Origin of the sequence: Chengkuizengella sp. SCS-71B (assembly GCF_040100845.1) — a bacterium.
GTDB lineage: Bacteria > Bacillota > Bacilli > Paenibacillales > KCTC-33759 > Chengkuizengella.
This window is the reverse complement of the sequence record NZ_JAZHSH010000001.1, coordinates 1,060,921-1,082,845: the sequence shown is the minus strand read 5'-3', so window position 1 is coordinate 1,082,845 and position 21,925 is coordinate 1,060,921. Positions and strand designations below refer to the sequence as shown.

Annotated in this window: 28 protein-coding genes, 1 tRNA gene and 1 pseudogene; 8 read left to right on the top strand and 22 right to left on the bottom strand. The window is 33.1% G+C overall.

Annotation, left to right across the window (positions count from 1 at the left end; all coding sequences use genetic code 11):
• Nucleotides 1-52: 52 nt before the first annotated feature.
• The 8 genes from VQL36_RS05350 to VQL36_RS05315 all read right to left on the bottom strand — a co-directional run bounded on the left by VQL36_RS05350 (nt 53) and on the right by VQL36_RS05315 (nt 2,812).
• Nucleotides 53-421 carry a hypothetical protein gene (locus VQL36_RS05350; protein ID WP_349248320.1) on the bottom strand — a complete coding sequence of 123 codons (369 nt, stop codon included), beginning with the start codon at nt 419-421 and terminating at the stop codon, nt 53-55.
• A complete protein-coding gene (locus tag VQL36_RS05345; RefSeq protein ID WP_349248319.1) occupies nt 412-609 on the bottom strand; it encodes a hypothetical protein in 198 nt (65 codons plus the stop codon). The genes VQL36_RS05350 and VQL36_RS05345 overlap by 10 nt, the downstream gene beginning before the upstream one ends.
• On the bottom strand, nt 606-866 hold the full coding sequence (locus tag VQL36_RS05340; RefSeq protein WP_349248318.1) for a hypothetical protein: 261 nt from the start codon (nt 864-866) through the stop codon (nt 606-608). The genes VQL36_RS05345 and VQL36_RS05340 overlap by 4 nt, the downstream gene beginning before the upstream one ends.
• Nucleotides 863-1,555 carry a Rha family transcriptional regulator gene (locus tag VQL36_RS05335; protein WP_349248317.1) on the bottom strand — a complete coding sequence of 231 codons (693 nt, stop codon included), beginning with the start codon at nt 1,553-1,555 and terminating at the stop codon, nt 863-865. Before VQL36_RS05335 ends, VQL36_RS05340 begins: the two co-directional genes overlap by 4 nt.
• 52 nt (nt 1,556-1,607) lie before the next feature.
• Entirely contained in the window at nt 1,608-1,814 is a 207-nt protein-coding gene (locus tag VQL36_RS05330) for a hypothetical protein (protein WP_349248316.1), read from the bottom strand.
• Between the two features lie 77 nt (nt 1,815-1,891).
• Complete coding sequence (locus VQL36_RS05325) at nt 1,892-2,287, bottom strand: helix-turn-helix domain-containing protein (RefSeq protein WP_349248315.1); 396 nt, start codon at nt 2,285-2,287, stop codon at nt 1,892-1,894.
• A 91-nt stretch (nt 2,288-2,378) separates the two neighbouring features.
• Nucleotides 2,379-2,582 carry a DNA-binding protein gene (locus VQL36_RS05320; RefSeq protein ID WP_349248314.1) on the bottom strand — a complete coding sequence of 68 codons (204 nt, stop codon included), beginning with the start codon at nt 2,580-2,582 and terminating at the stop codon, nt 2,379-2,381.
• Between the two features lie 35 nt (nt 2,583-2,617).
• A complete protein-coding gene (locus tag VQL36_RS05315; protein WP_349248313.1) occupies nt 2,618-2,812 on the bottom strand; it encodes a helix-turn-helix transcriptional regulator in 195 nt (64 codons plus the stop codon).
• Nucleotides 2,813-3,045: 233 nt separating this feature from the next.
• Between VQL36_RS05315 and VQL36_RS05310 the strand changes: the two genes are divergently transcribed.
• Together VQL36_RS05310 and VQL36_RS05305 are read left to right on the top strand one after the other, a co-directional pair.
• Entirely contained in the window at nt 3,046-3,417 is a 372-nt protein-coding gene (locus tag VQL36_RS05310; RefSeq protein WP_349248312.1) for a helix-turn-helix transcriptional regulator, read from the top strand.
• Between the two features lie 3 nt (nt 3,418-3,420).
• Nucleotides 3,421-4,590 (top strand): tyrosine-type recombinase/integrase, encoded by a 1,170-nt coding sequence (locus VQL36_RS05305; protein WP_349248311.1) that lies wholly within the window; start codon nt 3,421-3,423, stop codon nt 4,588-4,590.
• A 120-nt stretch (nt 4,591-4,710) separates the two neighbouring features.
• Here VQL36_RS05305 and VQL36_RS05300 read toward each other — a convergent pair.
• Together VQL36_RS05300 and nrdR are read right to left on the bottom strand one after the other, a co-directional pair.
• Nucleotides 4,711-4,786 (bottom strand) — tRNA-Ala (locus VQL36_RS05300).
• 66 nt (nt 4,787-4,852) lie between these two features.
• Nucleotides 4,853-5,332: a transcriptional regulator NrdR gene (nrdR, locus tag VQL36_RS05295; protein ID WP_349248310.1), complete on the bottom strand. Its 480-nt coding sequence runs from the start codon at nt 5,330-5,332 to the stop codon at nt 4,853-4,855.
• Nucleotides 5,333-5,526: 194 nt separating this feature from the next.
• Between nrdR and VQL36_RS05290 the strand changes: the two genes are divergently transcribed.
• On the top strand, nt 5,527-5,757 hold the full coding sequence (locus VQL36_RS05290; RefSeq protein ID WP_349248309.1) for an alpha/beta-type small acid-soluble spore protein: 231 nt from the start codon (nt 5,527-5,529) through the stop codon (nt 5,755-5,757).
• Between the two features lie 54 nt (nt 5,758-5,811).
• Here VQL36_RS05290 and VQL36_RS05285 read toward each other — a convergent pair whose 3' ends face one another.
• From VQL36_RS05285 to polA, 5 genes are read right to left on the bottom strand one after another with little or no spacing between them, the layout of a single operon-like run.
• Nucleotides 5,812-6,429, bottom strand: coding sequence for a lytic transglycosylase domain-containing protein (locus tag VQL36_RS05285; RefSeq protein WP_349248308.1), 618 nt, complete (start codon nt 6,427-6,429; stop codon nt 5,812-5,814).
• The gene (gene coaE / locus VQL36_RS05280; protein ID WP_349248307.1) at nt 6,426-7,022 is read right to left on the bottom strand and encodes a dephospho-CoA kinase; all 597 of its coding nucleotides are present in this window, start codon (nt 7,020-7,022) and stop codon (nt 6,426-6,428) included. Before coaE ends, VQL36_RS05285 begins: the two co-directional genes overlap by 4 nt.
• A 44-nt stretch (nt 7,023-7,066) precedes the next feature.
• Complete coding sequence (gene ytaF / locus VQL36_RS05275) at nt 7,067-7,726, bottom strand: sporulation membrane protein YtaF (RefSeq protein WP_349248306.1); 660 nt, start codon at nt 7,724-7,726, stop codon at nt 7,067-7,069.
• 54 nt (nt 7,727-7,780) lie between these two features.
• Nucleotides 7,781-8,611, bottom strand: a complete 831-nt coding sequence (mutM, locus tag VQL36_RS05270) for a DNA-formamidopyrimidine glycosylase (RefSeq protein WP_349251130.1) — start codon at nt 8,609-8,611, stop codon at nt 7,781-7,783.
• A gap of 49 nt (nt 8,612-8,660) precedes the next feature.
• Nucleotides 8,661-11,309, bottom strand: coding sequence for a DNA polymerase I (polA, locus tag VQL36_RS05265; protein ID WP_349248305.1), 2,649 nt, complete (start codon nt 11,307-11,309; stop codon nt 8,661-8,663).
• Between the two features lie 71 nt (nt 11,310-11,380).
• Between polA and VQL36_RS05260 the strand changes: the two genes are divergently transcribed.
• Complete coding sequence (locus VQL36_RS05260; RefSeq protein ID WP_349248304.1) at nt 11,381-12,121, top strand: HAD family hydrolase; 741 nt, start codon at nt 11,381-11,383, stop codon at nt 12,119-12,121.
• 208 nt (nt 12,122-12,329) lie between these two features.
• Here the strand turns inward: VQL36_RS05260 and phoU are convergent, their stop codons facing one another.
• From phoU to VQL36_RS05235, 5 genes are all read right to left on the bottom strand, one after another.
• A complete protein-coding gene (gene phoU, locus VQL36_RS05255; RefSeq protein ID WP_349248303.1) occupies nt 12,330-12,989 on the bottom strand; it encodes a phosphate signaling complex protein PhoU in 660 nt (219 codons plus the stop codon).
• Between the two features lie 54 nt (nt 12,990-13,043).
• Complete coding sequence (gene pstB, locus VQL36_RS05250) at nt 13,044-13,796, bottom strand: phosphate ABC transporter ATP-binding protein PstB (RefSeq protein ID WP_349248302.1); 753 nt, start codon at nt 13,794-13,796, stop codon at nt 13,044-13,046.
• A 12-nt stretch (nt 13,797-13,808) separates the two neighbouring features.
• Complete coding sequence (gene pstA, locus VQL36_RS05245) at nt 13,809-14,678, bottom strand: phosphate ABC transporter permease PstA (protein WP_349248301.1); 870 nt, start codon at nt 14,676-14,678, stop codon at nt 13,809-13,811.
• Nucleotides 14,675-15,607, bottom strand: coding sequence for a phosphate ABC transporter permease subunit PstC (pstC, locus tag VQL36_RS05240; protein WP_413789558.1), 933 nt, complete (start codon nt 15,605-15,607; stop codon nt 14,675-14,677). The genes pstA and pstC overlap by 4 nt, the downstream gene beginning before the upstream one ends.
• A 177-nt stretch (nt 15,608-15,784) precedes the next feature.
• Complete coding sequence (locus tag VQL36_RS05235; RefSeq protein ID WP_349248300.1) at nt 15,785-16,714, bottom strand: PstS family phosphate ABC transporter substrate-binding protein; 930 nt, start codon at nt 16,712-16,714, stop codon at nt 15,785-15,787.
• Nucleotides 16,715-17,229: 515 nt separating this feature from the next.
• On the opposite strand from VQL36_RS05235, the gene VQL36_RS05230 reads away from it, so the two are divergent.
• The 4 genes from VQL36_RS05230 to VQL36_RS05215 all read left to right on the top strand — a co-directional run bounded on the left by VQL36_RS05230 (nt 17,230) and on the right by VQL36_RS05215 (nt 20,622).
• Complete coding sequence (locus VQL36_RS05230) at nt 17,230-18,576, top strand: cytochrome ubiquinol oxidase subunit I (RefSeq protein ID WP_349248299.1); 1,347 nt, start codon at nt 17,230-17,232, stop codon at nt 18,574-18,576.
• Nucleotides 18,573-19,589, top strand: coding sequence for a cytochrome d ubiquinol oxidase subunit II (locus VQL36_RS05225; RefSeq protein ID WP_349248298.1), 1,017 nt, complete (start codon nt 18,573-18,575; stop codon nt 19,587-19,589). The genes VQL36_RS05230 and VQL36_RS05225 overlap by 4 nt, the downstream gene beginning before the upstream one ends.
• Nucleotides 19,590-19,594: 5 nt before the next feature.
• Nucleotides 19,595-19,720 carry a cytochrome bd oxidase small subunit CydS gene (cydS, locus tag VQL36_RS05220; RefSeq protein ID WP_276609513.1) on the top strand — a complete coding sequence of 42 codons (126 nt, stop codon included), beginning with the start codon at nt 19,595-19,597 and terminating at the stop codon, nt 19,718-19,720.
• Nucleotides 19,721-19,986: 266 nt separating this feature from the next.
• Nucleotides 19,987-20,622, top strand: coding sequence for a hypothetical protein (locus VQL36_RS05215; protein ID WP_349248297.1), 636 nt, complete (start codon nt 19,987-19,989; stop codon nt 20,620-20,622).
• 105 nt (nt 20,623-20,727) lie between these two features.
• On the opposite strand, the pseudogene VQL36_RS21125 reads toward VQL36_RS05215, so the two are convergent.
• Together VQL36_RS21125 and VQL36_RS05205 are read right to left on the bottom strand one after the other, a co-directional pair.
• Nucleotides 20,728-20,850: pseudogene (locus VQL36_RS21125) on the bottom strand (HD domain-containing protein); the annotation flags it as partial.
• 60 nt (nt 20,851-20,910) lie between these two features.
• Nucleotides 20,911-21,879: a sugar phosphate isomerase/epimerase gene (locus tag VQL36_RS05205; RefSeq protein WP_349248296.1), complete on the bottom strand. Its 969-nt coding sequence runs from the start codon at nt 21,877-21,879 to the stop codon at nt 20,911-20,913.
• Between the last annotated feature and the right edge of the window lie 46 nt (nt 21,880-21,925).

Here is a 21,925-nt window from a genome sequence, read left to right as displayed (position 1 = left end):
AAATTTTAAAAATAATGTTATAATGACCTCTAATTAAATTTGTTTTTTAGTTCTAAGCGATGCTGTTGGCGCAGCTCGCCTTTTCTTTTTCATCTTCCATACATTGATAAATAAATACTTTAACTCTACCTTCAGTTATTTTTCTTACTTCCTCAGTGATTTCAGATATAAATTTCTTTTCTACTTCTACCCCATGAAGTAACTCTATAAAATTACATAATTCCAAAAAACTAAATTCAACATGTTCATATTCAAATCTCATACTTTTCCACCCATTATCAAGCATCCAAAATTCTTTATTATCGTCTATTTCCATGAGTAAAATTTTTGGCTCTGCTGGATAAGTTTCAATGTATTCATCAATCTGAGAAACTAACTGCTTTTTAATCTGATCTAGTATTTTTGTTACATTCAAGCGCATAAATATTTCACCTCCACCACATCACCACATTCAGTTGCATCTTTAAAGCACTCTTTACAATGAGGTTGTTTATCTTTGTAAACTAACCATTCTGCTTGTTTACCACATTCGCATGTATTTAAGTGGTCTACTGTTTCAAACACTGGCGTTTCATAATTTTCTGCAAATCGGTCTAAGTTAGGCTTCATGCTATCTCTCCTTTCACTTTTATCTGTCCTACAGCCAACGTTACGGTGTCAGTGAGTTTTAAATATTCGTTAAAGAGTTCTTTTAATGTTTTGGAGTCTGATTCTTGGAGCTTCATGTTTAATAAGAATTTAAGTAGTGAGTCTAACTTTGAGAAGTAGTTAGTATTTAGAAATTTATCTTCTCCTGTTTTTTTAGCAATAATAAAGTTTCGCTCATCACTTCGTAAGTACAGGTTGTCTATTAGATGTATTGTCATGCTATCTCTCCTTCTTCTTTCTTTTTAGGAACCCAAGCGTTGATGTAGTTGATTGCATCCTGCATATCTTTTCGTAATACATCACGGTAACTCGGTACTCCCCATCTGTCTTTAATGTCTCTATACAGCTCTCTAAATAATTTACTTCGCCTTTCTCGATCCTTAGTAAAGCTGTAAACTCTCACGCATACTTTCCTTTGTACTACTCTTTGTTCTCCTTGAGTGAGTGTGATCTGCTTGTCCACTTTTTGGTCAACACTTTCAATTTTTTGTTCAAGTTGTGGAAGCTTAATCATCATTTCTCCAGCTCGCTGTACTGCTATGCCTAAAGCTTCATGACTTGTAAGTGTTGGAATTTTATTTTGAAGGTTTTCCTTCATTCGTTTAAACTCTTCAATAAATTTCACTTTCATTTTCATTGCTTCAATTGTTGTATAAGACATAGCGATTAATGTAAAAGCATCTTCTGTTAAAAGGTATTTCTTGTATAGTTGTTTGTTTTGAGGATGTACATACTGGGTCTCCCCAAAGTTGGGGAGTGAGAACTTTTCTTCCCCTGCTTCAATTAATTTTTCTATCTGACTCTCAATATCCCTAATTACATGGTCATGCCTTTTCCCAAACACTTCTGCTATTGTTAAACTATCTGTTACTGGTCGATTGTTTTCGATGTATACTAATTGATTCATTCTTTCACCTTCCTTTATTTGATAGGTTTGAGAGTAAAAAAAATTATATTTTTTATACCTCCTCCCCTTTTTCTACCAAAACAAAAACACACTCCCATGCCACTTGATAAACCCTATTAAAAATCTCTGTTTCTTCCTCTTCTGTTCTATTTATATAATCATCATCACAAAAAATCATTCTGGTATTGCCTGACATATAATCTTTGACTACATTCCCTTTGATCTCCATAGCCACTTCACCTCTCTTATAATTTTTCAATCATTTCTACTTTAAACTATCTGTTACTGATCGATTGTTTTCGATATAAACTAATTGACTCATTCTTTCACCTTCCTTTATTCTGTGTATTTTTTAAAATTCTCCTGTTTCTTCTCTTTAATCCAGTCAAGAAAATCTTCTTTTACAACTCGATGAGAATTACCTATGCTAAAATTAGGTATCCCTCCTTGCTCTGGGTTCAATTGATATAATCCATATACCCTTCGACGTGAGATTTTAAGATAATTTGCTATATCTTGAGCGGTTAATATTTCTGGTAATTCATCAATATGATTATCTTCTTTGTTTTCATATTCTTTTAAGTGCTGTTCTTCCTTTTGTTTTGATGGCAGCAATTTCTCTGATTTATTAACTCCGTTTTTTTCAACATTCTCTAAAACATTTGTTACAAGCTCATTTATAGACTGAATCATTTCCTCTGAAAATTGGACTTTAATAATAATTTCTTTCATATTCATCCCACCTAATTATTTTTAATTAGTATGGGCTACATCCATATTGAAATATTTGATTTGTTCTTTTCCTCTTTCACCTTCCTTTATTTCAACTTTGCTCTAGTAATACCTCATCTTTCTTTTCATGTTCATATAACCAACTGAAAAAAGAATCTTTTGAAACTCGTTTACTTCTTCCGATTCTGATTAGTGGGAATGATCTTAACTCCATGATTTCATAAGCGCGTCTTTCGGATATTTGTAATATCTCTTTTATTTGTTTTGCTGTAAGAATTTGTGGAAGATTCTCCAAACTTTTTCAACTCCTTCTATAAATCGCTTAGTAAATTATTTGATAGTTAAAAATTTAATTTCCAATTTTAGAGCATCACAAACCTTATCGATTGTATTTTCATTCCACCTACGGTCACCCTTCAAGAGATCATGAATATATTGCGGCGAATACCCGGTCATCCTCGCTAAATCTGAAGCATTCAATTCTCTCTCATTCAAATATTTCTTAATTGTTTTAGAAAAATTCATGTGGTTACCTCCCTTCTGCTTAAATTTTAAGCTTAAATTAATTAAATATCAAGCTTAAAATTTAAGCATTTTAAAGATATAGCTTGTATTTAACTATAAAAAGCTCATTATATCTCATTAATTCTTCATATTGCTTAAATTCAGCTATTTTTTAAGCTATTTGCTGTTTGTTTTTGTCAGCTTAATTTGATAGGATTAAATCAACAAATAGCTGAAAGGTATAGGTGATTTAAATGACAGCCTCTCGAATAAGAAAGATTCGTAGAGAAAAGGAGATGAGTGGAACTAATGTAGCTGAATTAATTGGAATTTCAGCTCAATATTATTATGACATTGAAAAAGGGAAAAGAAATTTAAGTGCAGAAAATGCAACTAAATTAGCTGATATTTTCGGAGTATCAACTGATTATTTACTTGGAAAAATCGAAAACCCACTTCCACTAAGTCCAGAAAAAAATTTTGTAGATTCACTAAATTTGGACGATGAATTTCTACTTGATAAATACTCTTTAACACTTGATGGGGAAACTTTAAGTAAAGAAGAAGCTAAGCTTGCTATTGCTTTCTTAAGGACTGCACTAAAAGAAAAAAAGGGAGTTGAATAAATTTTGAAAGGTTCATTTCGAAAACGTGGTTGTAAGTGTCCACCAGATAAGAAATGTACTTGTGGGGCAACGTGGTCATTTTCTGTTTCTCTAGGTAAAGATCCTGACGGAAAAAGACGTCAAATTACAAGGAGTGGATTTAAAACAAAGAAAGAAGCTGAAAAAGCATGCGCAGCTTTAATTACTGAATATGAACAAGGGAATATGATTGAAAAGAAAATGCAACTAAATGCTTTTATGACAATGTGGCTAGAAACAAGAGAAGGTAAAGTCAAACCAGGTAGCTATGCTCGAGATTATAGGCATACAAAAAACCATATTATACCTTACCTTGGAAAAATGGATTTAACAAAATTAACTGCTTTGCATGTTGAAAAATTATTCAAACACTTATCAAATGATAAAGGACTTTCAAACCGTACTATATTAGATATTCATTCTGTATTAAAAAACGCATTAAAAACTGCCATCCGTTGGGGATATGTTTCTAAAAATGTTGCTGCATTAGTTGATCGCCCAAAAGTTGATAAAAAAGAAATTCATGTATGGGATCAGAATGAAGCTCACAAGTTTTTAAGTACTGCAAAAAAGAGAAGCCGATATTACATAACCTTCTTATTAGCACTAACTACAGGAATGCGTCAAGGTGAGATTCTTGGTTTGCGTTGGAAAGATGTTGATCTTAAGGATAGATTCATTTCTATACGTCAAACTTTAACGCACGATGGTAAAGGATTTAATTCTCATACAAAAACAAATGCAGGGAATCGCCTTATTTCAATCGATAAACAAACAGCTATAGAATTAGACCATCATAGAAAAACTACCCTTAATGAAGAAAAATTAAAAGCTGGACCGGTATATACAGACTTAGGTTTAGTTATGCCTTCTAATATTGGAACTCCGGTAAACCCAAGAAATTTACTCCGTTCGATGGAAAGTCTCATAAAAACAATTGACATTACTAAAATCTCGTTCCACGACCTAAGACACACTCATGCCACCTTATTATTAAAACAAGGTGTACATCCTAAAATAGTATCTGAACGTCTTGGTCATGCAAACATTAGAATCACATTAGACACTTATAGTCATATATTGCCCAACATGCAAAAAAATACTGCTGATGAATTTGGAAAAAATTTTTATTCGAATTTAACAAATCACCTTTAGCTTACTAAAGGTTGTCAAATGGTTGTCAAATCATTCTATTGGTATAAAATAATAGTATAGGTAATCTTTAAAGGCATTAAAAAAAACCTTTAATATCAAAGGATTCCAAGGTTTCATATATGGTGGAGCCAAGGGGGATCGAACCCCTGACCTCTACGCTGCCAGCGTAGCGCTCTCCCAGCTGAGCTATGGCCCCAACTTCAGCAACAACACCAATTATAGCTTTTTGGCCATTTTTCTGCAAGAAAATTCTCTACAATCACTATTCTTTTTTATCGATATGTATTGGACTTTTGTGTAAAAGATAATTTAATTCCTTCATAAACATATTGATATCTTTAAATTGTCTATAAACTGATGCAAAGCGAACATATGCTACTTCATCCACAGGATGTAATTGCTCCATGACTAGTTCACCAATTTCTATACTCTTTACCTCTGTAAAAGCTGTATTTCTCAACTCCTGCTCTACTTCTGAAACAATTTTTTCTAAACGTTCTACGGAAACAGGCCTTTTTTCACATGCTCGAATAAGCCCTCTAAGTATCTTGTCTCTCATAAACTCTTCCCTGCTGCCATCTTTTTTAATGACAATTAGAGGAGTTTCTTCAACCATTTCAAAAGTAGTAAACCTTTTATGGCATTGCTCGCATTCCCTACGACGTCTAATTGATTTGTTTTCATTCGCTGGTCTTGAATCTAATACTTTAGCCCCATCATTATCGCAATATGGACATCTCATAAATCTTTCCCCTATCTAATTTTATTTTTGTATTCTACACACTTAATGTGAAAAGCCCACTAACGTGCCAATCATTTTAATTAATTATGTTAACAATAAAAATGTTTCTCCTTGAATTGGCATACGTTTCCTGTTATGAATATAAGATAATCGTCACATAATAGAACTACCAACGACAAGGAGGTGATATGATCATGGCACAAGGACAAAGCCGTTCAAGTAACGCACTTGTTGTACCTCAAGCAAATGCAGCATTAGATCAACTGAAGTATGAAGTTGCTCAAGAATTAGGAATTGCGATTCCTCAGGATGGTTACTACGGTAACATGGCTACTCGTGATACGGGTTCTATCGGTGGTAATATAACTCGTCGTTTAGTCCAAATTGCTGAACAGCAATTAGCAGGACATGGAAACTATCAATAATTAAATCTTAATATGAATAAGGTGTCAAACTGTTATTGAAACAGTTTGGCACTTTTACTGCTTATGTATATCTTCAAAATTCAATGAAGAACCATAAATTTTTTTATACTTTTCATAATAATATAATGTTCTTGTAATATAATGTCTTGTTTCTCCAAAAGGTATTTGTTCAATATTTTTTAAGCTTCCGTCCCATTTTTGTTCATCTAACCATCTTTTTACATTCCCTGGTCCAGCATTATATGCTGCACATAATAATGCAATCTGATCTCTTATAGGTTTATCATTTATATAAGGTCTGAATTCAACATATAAAGCATTTAAATACCATACTCCCATTTGAATATTCACACGAACATCCAATATCTTATCCTTCCTTAGATTTGGTGAGCGTGCCATTTGGATGATCCAATCTGCTGTCTCAGGCATAATTTGCATGATACCCATAGCATTTTTAGAGGAAACTAAATCTGATTTAAAATTACTTTCTACTCGAATAATAGCTGCAACAAACAATGGATCGATATTATAATCATTTGATGCAACCTGTATCTCTTCTTTATATTTTATTGGATAAATTAATTTACCTAACCAATTTGCATTAAAAAATAAAATAGCGATAAATAATAAGAATAAAATGAGAAAATACCGTTTTTTTCGAATGATATTCATTTCATAAATATATCCTCCCAAAATTGTTTCACTTCATCATCTGTATGCTTCATACTTTTACTATTATCTATAACATAGTCAGCCAACTTTTTTTTAGATTCAATTGGCATTTGAGCTTTAATTCTTTTCATTGCTTCCTCTAAACTAAGTTGATTACGTTTCATTAATCTTTCCAATTGAATGGACTCTGGCACATAAACTAAAACAACAGAAGAAAAAAGCTCCTGGAGATTCGATTCAAACAATAACGGAATATCTACAACAACTAAACGTTCTGGCTCCTCCATTTCATACTGAGCCATTCTCTCTTTCATTAGTGAACGGATTTGAGGATGCAACAAACCTTCAAGTTCTTTACGTGCGGATGGATCACTGAAAATGATTTCTCCTAATTTAGAACGATTTAAAGACCCATCCTCTAACAAAATATCTTGTCCAAAATGTTGTGCTACTTTTTGCAAAACAGGATGACCAGGGAGAACGACTTCCCTGGCAATAACGTCCGCATCTATTAACCTGGCGCCACGTTGCACAAGCATATTTGAAACAGTACTTTTTCCTGTAGCTATGCCACCTGTTAATCCTACATTCATTGTTTATTCACCTTTTGTAATTATTTTAAAACTTTTGGGGTATTTTATAGTAATTTCATAAGTCCCATTACTATTAGTATAATACCAGGCAACATAGTAAGTCTACGAATCCATCTCGTTTCTGAAAAAATATATCCAGTTCGTAATCCTAATAAAATAAAACAACCAGATGAAAATGCAATCACTATAGATGTTAACATTGGAGAAAAACCGATTAATGCAGCACCGATTCCCGCTCCAAAAGCATCTAAAGATAAAGCAATACCTAAAAATGCTGCTTCACTTGCTGAAATAACTCCTGAACGATCTACATCCGCTTTTACTGGTTTTTTTAAAATCTCAATAACTAACCCAATTCTTTTTAATTCAATGTGAACGATTGTTTTTTTCTCATCGGAAATAACTGCAACAGGCTCCCGTTCATCATCATTTTTCCTCTGAATTTTCATTTGGATGATGGCCCAAACTCCTATGGATACAAGGATAAAAGAACCTATAATTTTTGCAAGAACAGGAGGCAAAAACTTTAATAACAAAACACCCATTTGCATTGAAATAAAAATAATGGCACCGGAGCATATCGCTATAATAATTATGGAGATCAAAGGAATTTTTATTTTTCTTAAACCATACATAATTCCTACTCCAAAACTATCTAAGCTAACTGCTAGTGCAAGAATAAACATGGATATAGCAGTAATCATGTAATCATCCCCTCCTCTCACATCATATGGAGAGGAGAAAAAATAGGTGCATGACTAGTTTACAAGCTGGCAATTTGGACAAAAATGAGTCCCTCTACCTCCAACAACAATTTTTTCTATTGAAGTCCCACAGTTATAACAGGGTTCTAAGTTACGACCATAAATTTTTAATTGTTGTTGAAACAAACCCATCTCACCCTGACCATTTACATAAGATTTGATCGATGAACCACCAGCATCAACCGCATTTTTTAAAATAATAATAATAGCCTCATATAGCTTTTTAAGTACTGTACCTTTCAATTGATCTACTGTTTGTTCTGGATGAATTGAAGCTAAAAACAGTGCTTCATCTACATAAATGTTTCCTAGACCTACTACAACCTCTTGATTTAACAGTAATGGTTTGATTTTTGTTTTCCTATTTTTAAGCTTCTCTTTAAAAGCCTCAAAAGTAAAGTTATCTTCAAGTGGTTCTAGTCCTAACTTGTGCAAAGGAGGGTTTAAGAACTCCTCTCCTGGTTCAAATAAATGCATCGTACCAAATTGACGAACATCTTTATAACGTAATTCAGTACCATCTTTAAAATGAAAAATTACATGGGTATGCTTTTCGACTGGATCACCTTTTTGAAATAATCCGTATCTACCTTCCATCCTTAAATGAGATAACATAACAAGGTCATCTAAAATGAAACGCAGGAATTTACCTCTTCGCTCCACTTTCTTAAAGGTTTGATTTTCAAGTAAAGCACAGAACTGTACAACATCATCAGGCCTTTGGATAATTCTTGGTAATTGAACTGTCACATGGTCGATTGTTTTATTTAAAATTAATTGACTTAATGTTCTTTTAACTGTTTCTACTTCTGGTAATTCCGGCATCAATGATTCACCCCCAAAGCTAGATTACATGATTTGCTGATCTTTGTCTTTACTTTGCTTCAAACCAATTCTTACCATGACTCACATCTACTTTTAGAGGTACCTTTAATGAAATGACTGACTCCATAATTTCAGGAACTAGCTTATTCATCATTTCCAATTCATCTTCTGGTACTTCAAAAACTAATTCATCATGGACCTGAAGTAACATTTTACTTTTTAAATTTTCTAACTGAATACGTTCATCAATTCGAATCATAGCAAGTTTTATAATATCCGCATTACTTCCTTGAATAGGAGTGTTTAATGCTGTTCTTTCTGCAAATGATCTTAAATTAAAATTCCTAGAATTGATCTCTGGTAAATAACGTCTACGCTGAAGCAACGTAGTTACATATCCGTTTTGTTTAGCTTGTAGCTTAATATTATCCATAAATTGCTTTACACCCTTAAAAACAGCAAAATATTGCTTTATAAATTGAGCCGCTTCTTTCCGGGTAATGTTAAGGTTTTGTGATAATCCATAATCACTAATTCCATATACAATTCCAAAGTTAACAGCTTTAGCTTGTCTTCTTTTGTCAGCGTCTACCTCTTCTTCAGTCACTCCAAAAACGTCCATTGCTGTTTTTGTATGAATATCCATATTGTTCTGGAAAGCATCAATTAATCTTTCATCATCTGAAATGTGCGCTAAGATGCGTAATTCAATTTGCGAATAATCTGCTGCCAACATATATGAATTTTCTTGAGACGGTACAAAAACTTTTCTAATTTTGCGGCCTTCTTCTAAACGGATTGGGATATTTTGCAAATTAGGAAATTGACTGCTTAATCTCCCTGTAGCTGCAATCGTTTGTCTAAAATAAGTATGAACCTTTTGTGTATCTAGACGAACTTCCTTAAGCAACCCTTCAATATAAGTGGATTGAAGTTTAGCTAATTGACGATATTCTAATATTTTTGAGACAACCTCATGTTCACTAGCAAGCTTTTCAAGTACTTCTGCATCCGTGGAATAACCTGTTTTTGTTTTTTTGATAACCGGTAGCTGAAGTTTTTCAAATAATACTTCTCCTAATTGCTTAGGTGAATTAATGTTAAATTCAGTTCCAGCCAAAGTATAGATTTGATTTATAATTTTATCTAGTTTGATTTGGATTTCCTCTCCATGCATTTTTAAACCATGGGTATCAATTTTAACACCTTGTATTTCCATGTGTGCTAATACTTCTGCAACTGGTAGTTCCATATTGTAAAATAATTCAACCAATTCATTATCTTCTAGGTTCGCTTTCATTAATGGTGTCAGTTTATGTATGAGAGAAACTTTTCGACACAAAAATTCACTTAATTCTGTTAGCTCAGGAACTTGGAACTTTGCTCCTTTTCCATAAAAGCTTTCGTCATTTTTTATTGCTGAAAGTCCATATTTTAGTGCTAAACCACTAATCGTGTGGTTTTTAGTTTCAGTTGGATCTAACAAATATGCAGTTAAATAAATATCGAAGGAAACTCCATTTAACTCAATATCTTGCCAAAACAATGCGACCTTTGTTTTATGATAATCATATACCCATTTTTCATGTTTTTCGTCTGCTAACCATTCTCTTAATCTAGTTCCTTCTTCAGTTTTTAAAAGCTCAAATGGCACATAATAGGACTCATCATCTGTATATAAAGATAATCCTAAAATTTCTGCTTGATGTGGATTTTCACCAATAATTTCAAAATGAATGGATTTAAATGTTGATAGCTTGTCTACTATTAATGATAGAGATTTTTGATCAACGAGTTGAAAATTAATTTCTTCTTGAGCTTCTTCAACACCTAATCCGGATGAACCATCCATTTTTTCCAAAAGAGACTTAAACTCTAACTTTTCAAACATTGCAGTAACTGCCTCTTGATCAAAACCATCAAATTTAAGTTGCTCAATGGATTGTTCTAACGGTACTTCTCTAAATATTGTAGCTAGTTCTTTGCTCATTATTGCCTGCTCTGCATTAGATTGAACTTTTTCCTTCATTTTGCCCTTTAATTCATCTGAATGTGCTAATACTTCCTCTACGCTGCCATATTGATGAAGCAGCTTTAATGCCGTCTTCTCACCTACACCAGGAATACCTGGAATATTGTCTGAAGAATCCCCCATTAACCCCTTCATATCAATAATTTGTAGGGGCGTTAGGTTATATTTTTCTCTTATTTTTTCTGGGTCAAAGCGATCAACTTCGCTGATTCCTTTTCTAGTTAGCGCAATAGTTACATTATTTGAAGCAAGTTGAAGTAAATCCTTATCTCCGGTAACTACAAGGACTTGTTTGTTGTTTTCCTCGGCTAATTTCGTAATTGTTCCAATAATATCATCAGCTTCATAACTTTCTAATTCAAATTGATTGATTTTAAAAGCTTGAAGTAATTCCTTCATGAGTGGGAACTGTTCAGAAAGCTCTGGAGGTGTTTTAGCTCTACCCCCTTTATAATCTTTGTATTCTTTATGTCTAAATGTTACTTTACCAGCATCAAAAGCAACTAAAAAATGTGTCGGTTTTTCATCTTCTATTAAGCGAAGCAACATCGTTGTCACGCCATAAACTGCATTGGTATGCATACCTTTTGAGTTATTTAATAAAGGTAATGCATAAAAAGCGCGATTTGCGATACTGTTTCCATCAATTAAAATTAACTTATCCATCATGAGCTCTCCTCATTTTTATTACTATCATAGCATAATGTAAAATAAACGGGTAATTAGGGGCGATAAAAATGAATAGATCCTTCTCACCTAAAAATAAGAAAGTGATTTTTTTTGATTTGAACAATACTCTCATTGATCACCAAAGGTCTTTTAAGGTTAGCTTTTTAGATGCTCTAGATGAGTTTACCTCTCGATGGGACCCAGAATCAAATAATTGGGAACCAAACAAGGTGTATACAAACTACATGAAAGAACTCAAGATTGCAAAACAAGATAAGAGAAAATATTATTTACCCAGGAATAAGTTACAGCATCATTGTTTGAAGCAAGCATTAAAACCATATCCTTTAGATGTTAATTTAAGTTTTTCAGAGCATTTTTTTAACATGATACAGGAAAACAGACCTCAAAACGTTCAATTATTTCCAGATGTATTACATCCCTTAGCAACTCTATCTAATAAATATAAATTAGCCATTATTAGCAATGGAAGAAAAAATGATTATGATCATCTCAATATTAAAGATTTTATTCCTGAAGATCGTGTATTCACCTCTAAAATGTTTGGTCATCATAAACCTCACCCAACTATTTTTAAAAATGCGCTTAAAAAAATGAATTTTAGTCCTGAACAAAGTGTGATGGTAGGAAACTCCTGGAAGAACGATGTGTGCGGTGCTATTGATATAGGAATGGATGCCATATGGATTGTTAGAAAACCTAGAAAAGGGAGTCGTAGAAGAGCTGACAAGAATGGTGTGACTTATATTCAAAGTTTAAAGCAACTAGTCTCTGTATTTGAAGTATAGTAGCAAGCAGCAATGTTGAACTAACATGTCAATAAACAAAAAGCATAAAGCAATTTTAACTCAGCCATTGCTTTATGCTTTTCTTTGATCCAAAATATTTTTGCGTACAGACGCTCATCTCTATAGATAGTATCTTCAAATCAGGTGGAGTAGAGTCTCCATCTGATTTCTCGATGTTTAAGCTTTGCTTAATCGAGTTCACTTATATCTAATTTAAATCAGGTCTCGTCCCTTTAACTAGGTAAACGACACTTTCACCAATATTTGTAGCATGATCTGCCATACGTTCCAAATATCTGCTTACAAAACATAAATTCAGCACTTGATTTACGTTTTTAGGATCATTTGCCATTATTACAAATAGTTCTCGTAATATTTCGCTATGCAATTGATCGACTTCATCATCCATTTTTGCCATTTTGTAAGACAAGTCAACATTTTCTTCTATATAAGCAGTAATACTATCATTCGTCATTAGCTGTACTACTTCTGCCATCCTAGGAATATCAACGAGTGGTTTAATAAATTGCTGTTTACCATTTCTAACTGTAACCTTTGCAATATCAACAGCTAGATCAGCCATTCTTTCTAAATCCGCAGCCATTTTAAATGCAATTAGTATTCTTCTTAAATCTGTAGCAACTGGTTGTTGTGTAGCGATTAAACGTGATCCAATGTCGTCTACTTTTTCTTCCAACTTATTCACTTCTTTATCAGAATCAATGACTACTTTAGCTAATTCTACATCACATTCTTTTAGGGAGTTTACGGAATCCAATATGGCTCTTTTTACTAAATCCCCCATCTCAATTAATACTTGTCTTAATTGTTGTAATTCTGAATCAAATTGCTGTCGGTTTGCTAACATTTAATATCCCTCCTACTTCATATTTTGATTTGACTTTCCTACTCTTCTCTTGTTTTATCCAAATCGCCCAGTGATATATTCCTCTGTTTTCTTCTCAGAAGGATTTGAGAATAGCATAGATGTATCAGAAAACTCAATGACTTCACCATTTAAGAAAAACGCTGTTTGATCTGATACCCTTGCAGCTTGCTGCATATTATGCGTGACGATGATGATCGTATAGTCTCCTTTAAGCTCTTGTATTAATTCCTCTATTTTTAACGTTGAAATTGGATCTAAAGCTGAAGTTGGTTCGTCCATTAATAAGATACGAGGATTGATGGCTAATGCACGTGCAATACACAAACGTTGCTGTTGTCCACCTGATAAACCGTAAGCAGATTTTTTCAAATCATCTTTTACTTCATTCCAAAGTGCAGCTCCACGCAAACTAGTTTCCACAATCTCATCTAATTCTTTTTTATTTCGTATCCCATGAATTTTAGGACCATAAGCAACATTTTCATAAATTGATTTTGGAAAAGGGTTAGGTTGTTGAAACACCATGCCGATTTCTTTTCTCAACAATTCAACATTCACTGTTGGATTATATATATTGGTTCCATTGATAGATACAGCTCCAGATATCTTTACAGAATCAATCATATCGTTCATACGGTTCAAAGTTCGAAGCAGTGTAGATTTTCCGCATCCTGAAGGACCGATAAACGCAGTAATTGATTTTTCATTTATATTCATAGACACATTTTTTAATGCGTGAAATTCTCCATAGTATAAGTCAAGGTCTTTTATTTCTACGATTGACATGAACAGTTCCCCCTAATTCTTCTTTTGATACTTATTTCTTAAAAAGATAGCTATTGCGTTCATACTTAATAACATGAATAGCAACACGATAATACCAGCTGCTGCAACATGATGGAATTCTTCTTGGGGTAAATTAGCCCAAGTATATATTTGTATCGGCATGACCGTAAACTTATCAAACACACCACTTGGTAATGTAGTTATATACGCAACTGCCCCAACAACGATAAGTGGTGCCGTTTCACCTACAGCTCTAGAAAAAGATAAAATAGAACCTGTTAAAATTCCAGGTAAAGCTGAAGGTAGTACCACTCGAATGATGGTTTGCCATCGATTTGCACCTAATGCAAAGGAAGCATTTCTTTGCGTCACTGGAATAGCTTTAATTGCTTCCTGTGATGCAACGATTATGATAGGTAGAATAAGCAACGTCATGGTCAAAGAACCTGCAAGTACACTTTTTCCAAATCCAAAAACTCGTACAAAAATGGTTAAACCTAATAATCCGTATACAATAGAAGGAACCCCTGCCAAATTCGCAATATTCGTTTGAATAAAACGGTTAAACCAATTTTTTTTAGCATATTCCTCTAAATATATTGCTGTTGATACACCAATAATAAAGCTTAAAGGTGCCGTGATACTCATCATCCAAAGCGTACCTGCAATGGCTGCTTTAATCCCAGATCTCTCTGCCTTTCTAGATGCATTATTCGTAAGGAAATCCCAATTCAACCATCCAAGTCCATCAGATAAAATTTGTATTAATAACATTCCAAGTGCAACAACACCAAACAATGTAGAGGATAAAAATAAAACATGAAAAATTGTATTTTTTCTTTTCCGTCTTTTCATTTGCCTCTCAGCATCTAATTGCTTCATTCGTATTCCTCCCTAAACTTTCTAGAAATATATCCTGCAAAGATATTCATAAGCAATGTAATGACAAACAAAGTAATACCAACGGCATATATCGTTCTATATTCAACACTTCCATATGCAGTATCACCCTGGCTTGTTGTAACGATATACGCTGTCATGGTTTGAATACTTTTTAGAAAATCAAAATCCATATTAGGTAAAGCACCAGCGGCTAAAGTAACAATCATCGTTTCACCAATTGCTCTAGAAAGTCCCAATACGAAGGAAGCAACTATACCCGAAAAAGCAGCAGGCACAACAACTTTTAATGCAACTTCTAGTTTAGTAGAACCCATTGCATATGCTACATAACGTAATGAATTAGGAACTGCATTCATTGCATCCTCGCTTAATGAAGAAATCATTGGAATAATCATAATACCAACTACAATACCTGCACTAAGTGCATTAAACAAATCCGTCTGAGGTATCATTAATTTAATTATTGGAGTAATAAAAGTTAATGCAAAAAACCCATAAACAATCGTCGGAATTCCTGCTAAAATTTCTAAAATAGGCTTTAAAAAATTACGAACTTTTTTAGGTGCGTATTCACTCAAATATATTGCACTTCCAAATCCAATTGGTAAAGCTACAATACTTGCTACTAACGTGATCATAAACGTACCCATAATTAATGGTAAAATGCCAAATTTAGGATCTGCAAATAGCGGCGTCCATTCAGTACCAGTTAAAAACTCAACGATAGAAACAGCCTGAAAAAATCCAGCTGATTCTGTAATTAGTATGACGACGATTCCAATAGTGGTTAAAACAGATATACCTGCAATGATAGCTAAAATAATGGGCATCAGACGATCTAATGAATTAAATCCTTTTTTTCGCTGCATAAAGCTGTTGCGTTCTTTATCTTGTTTCGATTGCTTCATTCTTGCCATATGCGTTTCTTCCCCCTAAATCAAGTTTCTAAAATAACACACAAAAGTGAAGACGAGCTTTTCTTTTTCGTTAAAAATTCATAACCGTGACGTATCTTAATTTTTATTTAAGATACGCCACGGTTGCACTAACAATTAGTTAATCTTATAAAATATTAATCAAATATATTAAGGAAGGAGTTTTAAATTCTCTTCATACATTTCAGCAGGTAATGCTACATATCCCACTTCTTCAGCCAATGCTTGACCTTCTTCACTCATGTAAAATTTAATAAATTCTTGAATTTCAGGTTGATCTAAAACACTTTTTATAGAATAGATATAAATTGGACGTGATAATGGTTTATAAGTTCCGTCCTTGATTGTCTCCACAGACGGCGCAACTGCAGCCGCATTTTCATCAACTTTAATAGATACCACATTCAATTTCTGCTGATTTTCTACATAGTATGAAAAACCAAAGTATCCCATTGCATATTTATCACCAGATACTCCTGTTACTAATACATTATCATCTTCAGATGGTGTGTAGTCTTCACGAGATTCATTTTTAGTTCCGTTAATAGCGCCAGTAAAATATTCAAATGTTCCTGAAGCAGTACCAGGACCATAGAGTTTAATTGGTTCATTTGGCCAGCCCTCACGCACATCGCTCCAGTTCTTAACTGTGCTGTCTACTTGCCAAATGCTCTTCAATTCTTCAACTGTCATTTCAGTAGCCCAATCATTGTCAGGATTAATAACGACTGTAATTCCATCAAATGCCACAGGCATTTCCACAGCTTCTTTTCCTTCAGCTTTTAGAGCATCAACTTCTTTATCTTTAATTGGGCGAGATGCGCCAGCAATTTCAATTTCACCAGCGATTAATGCTTTAAAACCATTGGAACTTCCAGATAAGTTAACAGTTACATTTACATCATTGTGCAAAGCCATAAATTCTTCTGCTACAGCCTGTGAAATTGGGAAAACTGTTGATGAACCATCAATATTAATTTGTCCAGACTCCTCTGATTCAGTACCACATGCTACTAATGAAAATATCACTACAAATGCAGTTAAAATAATTGACCCCTTGCGTAACCTAGAATTAAACAAGTATAACCACTCCTTAATTTTTAAATAGTGCTATTTTTTAATTTTGTCTTTCACAATGGATATACTACTAGGAGATTGTTTTCGCTATTTTATAATTTTGTAAAAGGAATGTAAATTTTAAGATTTGCCTGAAACATCTGTACTTATTTTTGACAAACTTCGTTCATACGTTGATCACAATTATGTGATTTATTTCACATATTATGTCGTACAATATATTTAACCTCCAATATTCATCACAATATCAATGTTCTAATTAAACATAAATTTGTTAATGTATAAAATAATATATTTATGAATAGGGTGAGAACAAATGGACAACAACAAATCTAATTCAAATAAATCTCATAAACAAGAAAGAAAATTAATTATTCTATGTATTGTAGTAGCGATTCTTATGTCACTATCAATCATTAGACGTTTCTTCTAAACATAAATCAGCTCATTGATAAAAAAATAGAATGAAATATAGATTGTTAACAAATGATACATTGTACTAGTTAAGGAGTGATATTATGTTATCAGCATATGATCCCGTCATTTTTAGTAGATTATTAACTTCTTTAACATTAGCATTTCATATTATTTTTGCCACCATAGGTGTTGGTGTACCTGTCATGATTGCATTAGCAGAATGGATAGGCATTAAACGAAATGATTCACATTATTTATTGCTTGCTCGTCGCTGGGCTAGAGGATTCACAATTACAGTTGCAGTAGGAGTTGTTACAGGGACTGCTATAGGTTTGCAGTTAAGTTTATTGTGGCCTAAGTTTATGCAGGTAGCTGGTCAATCTATTGCACTACCTTTGTTTATGGAAACTTTCGCGTTTTTCTTTGAAGCTATCTTTTTAGGTATATATTTATATACTTGGGATCGTTTCAAAAACAGAATGACTCACTTTTATTTACTTATTCCAGTTGTTATCGGTTCATCTGCCTCTGCCTTTTTCATTACGATTGTAAATGCATTTATGAATGCACCACAGGGATTTGATATTGATGTTTTAACTGGAAAAATCATAAATGTACAACCACTAGTAGCCATGTTTAATCCAGCTACACCTACAAAAGTAGCACACGTTCTTATATCTGCATATTTAACATCTGCTTTTGTTTTAGCAGGCATTGCAGCAATATCCATACTGCGAGGAAGAAAACATGTTTATTATAAAAAAGCACTTAAATTAACTATGGTATCTGCTCTTATCTTTTCCATAGGAACAGCGATTATTGGAGATTTTTCAGGTAAGTATTTAGCTGAATATCAGCCTGAAAAATTAGCTGCAGCGGAGTGGCATTTCGAAACAACAGATCAAGCTCCACTCATTATTGGAGGAATCCTTACAGAAAATAATGAAGTTAAATATGGATTGAAACTACCACTAGCGTTAAGTATATTAGCTCACGGTTCTCCAGATGCTGAAGTCATAGGAATTAATGACCTTCCAGAGGATGAAATTCCGCCTTTATGGATACATTATATGTTTGATTTAATGGCCATTATAGGAGTTGCTCTGATGCTCATTGCTTTAACTTACGTGGTTGGACAAAAAGTCCGCAAATGGAATGTTCATAACAAGGGATTATTAAAACTGATTGTTCTAGGTGGACCACTCGCCATGTTGGCCATTGAATTCGGTTGGATTTTCGCTGAAGTAGGGAGACAACCATGGATTTTGCGAGGTTATATGAAAACAACAGATGCTGCTACAACTTCAGGACATGTAGATACAATGCTTTTAGTCTTCACATTATTATATATTGTATTAGGGTTTACATGTATCAAAGTCATTCGAAAAATGTTTAAGAATTACCCTGCTGAAGATGAAATTGCTTCGAAGGGAGGAGATAATAAATGAATTATGAACTTTTAGGAATTACCGTCCTCTGGATTTTCCTTTATGGTTATTTAATTGTCGCTTCTGTAGATTTTGGTGCTGGATTTTTCAGTTACTATAGTGAAATTACAGGTAATAAACAGTTAATTCAGCCCATGATTGAAAGATACCTTTCTCCAGTATGGGAAGTTACAAATGTATTTCTAATCTTTTTCATGGTGGGGTTAATCGGATTCTTCCCAGATACAGCTTATTATTATGGAACATCATTGCTTATACCGGGAAGTATTGCCGTCATTTTATTAGCTATTCGAGGTTCTTATTATGCATTTAGTACGTATGGCGCAAAAAATAACCGATTTTATTTGTTTTTATACGGAGCGAGTGGGTGGTTGATTCCTGCTGCATTATCTACAGTATTAATTATTTCTGAGGGCGGTTTTATTAAGGTCATCAATGGAGAAGTACAATTTCAATATATGGAACTTTTCACAAGTCCCTATGCTTGGACAGTAGTTGGATTAGCTTTAATCAGTGTGTTGTACATTTCCTCTATGTTCTTGACCTATTATGCTTATAAAGCAAGAGATCATAAAGCATTTGAAATTGTTCGTAAGTATGCTCTTGCTTGGAGTTTTCCAACTATTGTTGCTAGTCTGCTTGTCTTTTTCTCCATTCGAAATCACAATGTTGAACATTTTGAAAGAATGGTCGATTTATCTTGGATGTTTGTTATATCCTTTATTTGTTTTTTAGTAGCCGTATATTTTGTTTGGAAACGAAAAAAATTAGGCTGGGCCTTTGTTTTTGTGATGTTCCAATTTGCATTTGCATTTTTTGGGTATGGAGCTTCTCATTTACCTTATATTTTGTACCCCTACATTAATATTCATGAGCATTTCACGAACCAAGCAATGGCTATTTCACTCGTGACTGTATTTATTCTAGGTTTGTTGTTGTTAGTTCCTTCATTATATTTGTTAATGCGTTTATTCTTATTCGATATAAAATACGTGCAAGGTAAGAAAGGATGATACAAATGGATCAATTTTTAATCACATATGCGCCACCACTAGTTGTTGCTGCTTGTTTATTTTTAGGATTTTGGTGGGGAGCAAAAGGGAATACAGATGTGGAAGAGATGGATAACGAAATATCTAAATAGTTTCAGAGTAAATCAAACGTGAAAAGACCAGTATATAAAAAATAAAACCCTGTAGAGTAGAGAATATATCACAATCTATTCTAAGGGTATTTTTTTTACTGTTTCAATCCCATTTAATACTATTGTATAATTATATATTGAGTTTATATCATACTTTAAACCATATTAATAATTCCTTATGTAGTTACTGTAGATAAGTAACATTAAATTTAGTACATTTTAAAACTATCATTGAACATGATTAATAAATTAAAAGGAGAGTTAGAATGAATTTTCTTAAAACCAAAAAAAATGTAATTCTTTTTTTATACTTCATGTTTCAAATCGGTGTAATTACTTTATATACTAGTAGTTACAGTTTAATATCTATTACTGAAGATATCTTTATTGTTACGTATTTAGTATTTTCATTTCTTGTACTTTTTCTCCTCTTCATAAATACCATGAAACCTAGTCAGTATTTTTATTTATTTATTTTATGGTTGACTTTTACCTATCTAACTTTCTATAACTTAATCTTTGCTATCCCTATGATAGGAGTAATTGCTATTATTATCAAAAAGAGAGTTATTTTAACATCACTTTTTCCAATCTTAATTTCATTAATCATTTTATATTTTAATTTTGTAAATCACTCTATGAACAATTTGGATGAATTCAAACCATATATTAGAGAAATCATTCCAAATGGACAAAAACAAATTGTGATTACTGAATATACTAAAAAGGACTTCTTTTATGGGGAGCAGATAGTATATGTTCTAGAAAAAGAATACTTAAAAATGATTAAAAAAAGGGATATTCTACATACATTAAGTTGGAGAAGAGAAGAAATATTAGAAGCTAAATGGATAAATGAATCAGAGGTCAAAATAGGAGATATGGTATATAAAATTAATTAACATAATAAACTTTATCTTACGAAATGGAACCTTAACCTTACTCATTCTAATTTCCATAAAGTAGACAATTCAATAGAAATTAATTGTGAAATAAGATAATCATTCTTTTTCGTCCGCTATTTCATGCAACAAAGCAGCCAAGGTGCAGATATATATATCCGCACCTTCTTCTTCAGCAATTCTTTTTGCTAGTTCAGTAACTCGATAGATATGCCACCAATCATGCCCACATCATTTCTCAACATATCTTTTGCAAATTGTGATACCTCTCTATGATGACTTGTTTTTCTAAACCCACCACATATCACCTAAAGGTTCTTTTAATAATACTTGCTGTAAATTCATAACGGCTTTACTAAACCCTTCATCAATAGACATTAAACCATCTTCATGTTCAATACTCACTACATAATCATAACCAACTAAACGTAATGTGCTTATAATGTCAGACCATGTTTTTAGATCATGTCCAAATCCAACTGTTCTAAACTGCCAAGCTCGATCTAACATGTTTGCATAGGATTGCATATCCGTTAATCCATAACGGTTCACATTATTTTGATCTATCGTTGTATCTTTTGCATGAAAATGATGTATCGCTTTATTTTTTCCTAATATTTTTATAGATTCCACTGGATCTATACCTTGCCACCACATATGACTTGGATCTAAATTTGCTCCAATCACTTCACCAACAGCATCTCTTAATCGAAGTAACGTTGCAGGTGTATGAACTGAAAATCCGCCATGAAGTTCTAAACCAATTTTCACATTCCGATCACTCGCATATTGACCTATTTCTGCCCAATAAGGTATGATTTTTTCTTCCCACTGCCATTTTAAAATATCTTGGAAATCATTTGGCCATGGAGCTACAGGCCAATTAGGATATTTAGCACCCTCATGATCACCAGGACAACCTGAAAATGTATTAACCACTGGAATATCCAATTTATGAGCTAAATCAATTGTTTTTATTAGATCATTATGATAACCTCTAGCAATATCTTTCTGTGGATGAAGTGTATTTCCGTGAACGCTTAATGCTGAAATTTCAATCCCACTGGAAGAGAAAAGTTGTTTAAAATCATTCAATTTGTGTTCATCTTCCAGCAAAATTTCAGGATCACAATGAGCCTTCCCTGGATAACCACCTGTCCCAATTTCTATTGCTTCAAGTCCTTTTGCTTGAATGTAGTCTAAGGTTTCTTTAAGTGATTTTTGTGCAAACAATACGGAAAAAACTCCAAGCTTCATATTTACACTCTCCTTTTCCTTCTCATCTCTAACTCGTCACCAAAGG